General features: G+C 73.8%; 1 protein-coding gene. It reads right to left on the bottom strand.

What is annotated here, in order from left to right; translation table 11 throughout:
* The coding region (locus IF30_RS0140015; protein WP_030247930.1) for a type I polyketide synthase at nucleotides 1-3,485 on the bottom strand (3,485 nt) is incomplete at both ends.

Raw genomic sequence — 3,485 nt, 5'->3', positions numbered from 1 at the left:
ATTCGCCGTTGCGCAGGGCGTTGGCGGCGAGGTGGACGGCGACGAGGGAGGACGAGCAGGCGGTGTCGATGGTGACGGCGGGGCCTTCGAGACCGAAGGAGTAGGCGACCCGCCCTGACGCCACGCTTCCCGCGCTGCCGTTGATCACGTACCCCTCGACCTCCGCGGGCACGTCGGTCAGGCGTGCCCCGTAGTCGTGGTACATCACACCGGCGAACACACCTGTCCGGCTGCCGCGCAACGACGTCGGGTCGATGCCCGCGCGCTCGAACGCCTCCCACGAGGCCTCCAGCAGCAGCCGCTGCTGCGGGTCCATGGCCAGGGCCTCGCGCGGGGAGATTCCGAAGAACGCCGCGTCGAAGTCGGCGGCGTCCGGCAGGAACGCGCCCTGGGTGGAGATCACCGAACCCTGCCTGCTGCCCGTCGGGTCGTACAGGGCCTCCGGGGACCAACCGCGGTCGGACGGCATGGCCGTCACGGCGTCGCCGGCGGTGGAGAGCAGGTCCCACAGGGCTTCCGGCGAACTGCTGCCGCCGGCGAAGCGGCAGCTCATCGAGACGATGACCACCGGGTCGTCGGTCGGCGTGGCGACCGGAACGATCTCGGCGGGCTCCGGCGCCCGGCGACCGTACAGCTCCGCCTCGAGGTGCTCGGCCAGTGCCGCCGGATTCGGGTGGTCGAACACGATCGTGGCGGGCAGTCGCAGACCGGTCGCGCGGTTGAGCTGGTTGCGCAGGTCGACGGCGGCGAGCGAGTCGAAGCCGAGGTCACGGAACGCTCGGTCGGACGGAACCCGGTCGGTCGGGCCCTGCCCGAGGACCGCGGCCGCCCTGGTGCGGACCAGCTCCAGCAGGACGCCGGCCCGACGATCGGCGGGAACGTCCGCCAACGGCCTCGTGTCGTCCCCGGGCAGGTGCGCCGCGCTACGGCGCACCGGCACGCGGATCAGGTCACGCAGCATCGGCGGAACAGGTCCGCCGGACGCCGCCAACGCCGCAGCGTCCACCCGGATCGGGACGACGGTCGCCGGGCAGCCGTCGCGCCAGGCGAGATCGAACGATGCGAGCGCGGACTCGGTCGCCATGGGAGCGATGCCCAGCGCCGACAACCTGCGCACGTCCGTGTCCGTCAGTGTGCCGGTCAGGGCGCTGCGTTCGGCCCACAGCCCCCAGGCCAGCGAGACCGCGGGCAGACCCTGGTCCCGCCGGTGGTCGGCGAGCGCGTCGAGGAAGGCGTTCGCAGCGGAGTAGGCCGCCTGGCCGGCCGAACCGAGCACCCCGGCAGCCGAGGAGAACAGGATGAGACGGCGCACGTCGTGCTGACGCGTCAGCTCGTGCAGGTGCATCGCCGCGTCGATCTTCGGACGCAGCACGTGGGAGACCTGGTCCTCGGTGAGCGACGTGAGCACACCGTCGGCGAGGACCCCGGCGGCGTGGATCACCGCCGTCACCGGGTGGCTCGCCCGCGCGTCGTCGAACAGCCGGGCCAACGCGTCGCGGTCGGTGGCGTCGCACGCGACGATCTCCGCGTGCGCGCCGGCGGACCGGAGCTCGTCCGTCAGGTCCGCCGCACCCTCCGCGTCCGGCCCGTTCCGGCTGAGCAGCAGCAGGCGCCGCACCCCGTGGGCGGCGACCAGGTGCCGGGCCACCCGGCGGCCGAGCGTTCCCGTACCGCCGGTGATCAGCACGGTGCCGTCGGTGCCGTCGGAGGTGTCGGAGGTGTCCGAGGTGTCGGTGCTGTCGGAGGTGTCGGGCGTCGGGGCGGGCTCGGGGGAGGCCGTACGGACCAACGCGGGGAGCAGCAGGGTTCCGCGGCGGATGGCGAGTTGCGGCTCCCCGCTCGCGACGGTGATCGGCAGGACGCGCCCGGAGGGTTCGGTGCCGTCGGTGTCGGCGAGCACGAACCTGCCCGGATGCTCGGTCTGCGCCGACCGCACCATGCCCCACACCGTGGCGAGCCGGGCATCGACGGGGTCTCCCGGCAGGGCCCGCACGGCCCGGTCGGTGACGAACACCAGCTGGGACTTCTCGAACGCGGGCTCGGCGAGCCACGTCTGGAGCAGCTGCAGCGTCCGCATCACCGCGGCGTGCGCGGTCTCCGCCGAGGGCTCGTCGTCGCCCGGGCGTTCCCGGTCCAGTCGTGCGAAGACCACCGAGGGGGCCCCGGTGTCGGTGGCGGCCAGCAGGGCGAGCTCGGCCGCGTCGGCCACGTCGACGGGCGGGACGACGTCCTCGGGCACTGCGGGGGCCGTGGTGAGCTCGCGCCACTCCACGCGCAGCGGGCCGTCGTCACCGGCGCCGAGTCGGGCGATCTCGGCGAGATCCGCCTGCCGCAGCACGAGCGTCCCGGCTTCCGCGATCAGCACGCCGGCGGTGTCGAACAGCGACAGCCGGGCCTCGGTCGGGCTCACGGCGTGCAGGCGTACCCGTGCTGCGGCGGCACCGGAGGAGTACACGGTGAAGTCCCGCCACTCCCAGGGCAGTACGGGCGGCGCCTCCGTGCCGGAGGAACCGGCGAACAGCACGGTCTGTGCGGCCGCGTCGAGCAGACCCGGGTGCAGCGTGAACCGCCGTGCGGCCGCGCGCTGTTCCTCGGGTAGCGCGATCTCGGCGAACACGTCGTCGCCACGGCGCCACAGTGCGCGCAGCCCCTGGAAGGCCGGGCCGTAGGCGTATCCCCGTCCGGCCAGGTCCTGGTACCCGGACTCCACGGGCACGGGGGTGGCGTCCGCCGGCGGCCACGGTACGGAGGCCGGGCCGGCCGCGGCAGCCGATCGGGACAGGGTGCCGCTCGCGTGCAACGTCCACGCGTCGCCGTGGAGCGCGTCCTCCGGGCGTGCGTGCACGGCGAGGGAGTGACGCCCGTCCAGGGACGGGGCAACCTGCACCCGCACCTGGATGCCACCGTGCTCGGGCACCACCAGCGGCGTCGTGAGGGTCAGCTCCTCGACCAGGTCGCAGCCGACCTCGTCACCTGCCCGCACCGCCATCTCCAGCACCGCGGTTCCGGGCAGCAGCACCACCCCGGCGATGGAGTGGTCGGCCAGCCAGGGCTGCCGATCGAGCGCGATCCGCCCGGTGAACAGCGTCTCCCGGCCATCGGGGTGGTCGATCCGCGCCGACAGGATCGGATGGTCGAGCGCCGTCTGCCCGGCCGCCGCGAGGTCCGTGGCGCCGGTGTCCCGGTTCTCCATCCAGTAGCGGGTGCGCTGGAAGGGGTAGGTGGGCAGGGGAATCCGCCGTGCGCCGGGGTACTGCGCGGTCCAGTCGACGGGCAGGCCGCACACCCAGGCCTGCGCGGCGGACGTGAGCAGCCGGGCGGGCGTGCCGTCGTTGCGGCGCAGGGTTCCGATCACCGCGATGGCGTCGGAGGCCTCCGTCAGGGGGGCGACGAGTACTGGGTGGGGGCTGGGTTCGATGAAGGTGGTGTGGTGGGTGGTGATGAGGGTTTGGGTGGTGGGGTGGAAGAGGACGGGGTTGCGGAGG

This window comes from Streptomyces sp. NRRL S-350 (assembly GCF_000719705.1).
Taxonomy (GTDB): domain Bacteria; phylum Actinomycetota; class Actinomycetes; order Streptomycetales; family Streptomycetaceae; genus Kitasatospora.
Note: the sequence above shows the minus strand (reverse complement) of the source record. Positions and strands in the feature narration are given on the sequence as shown.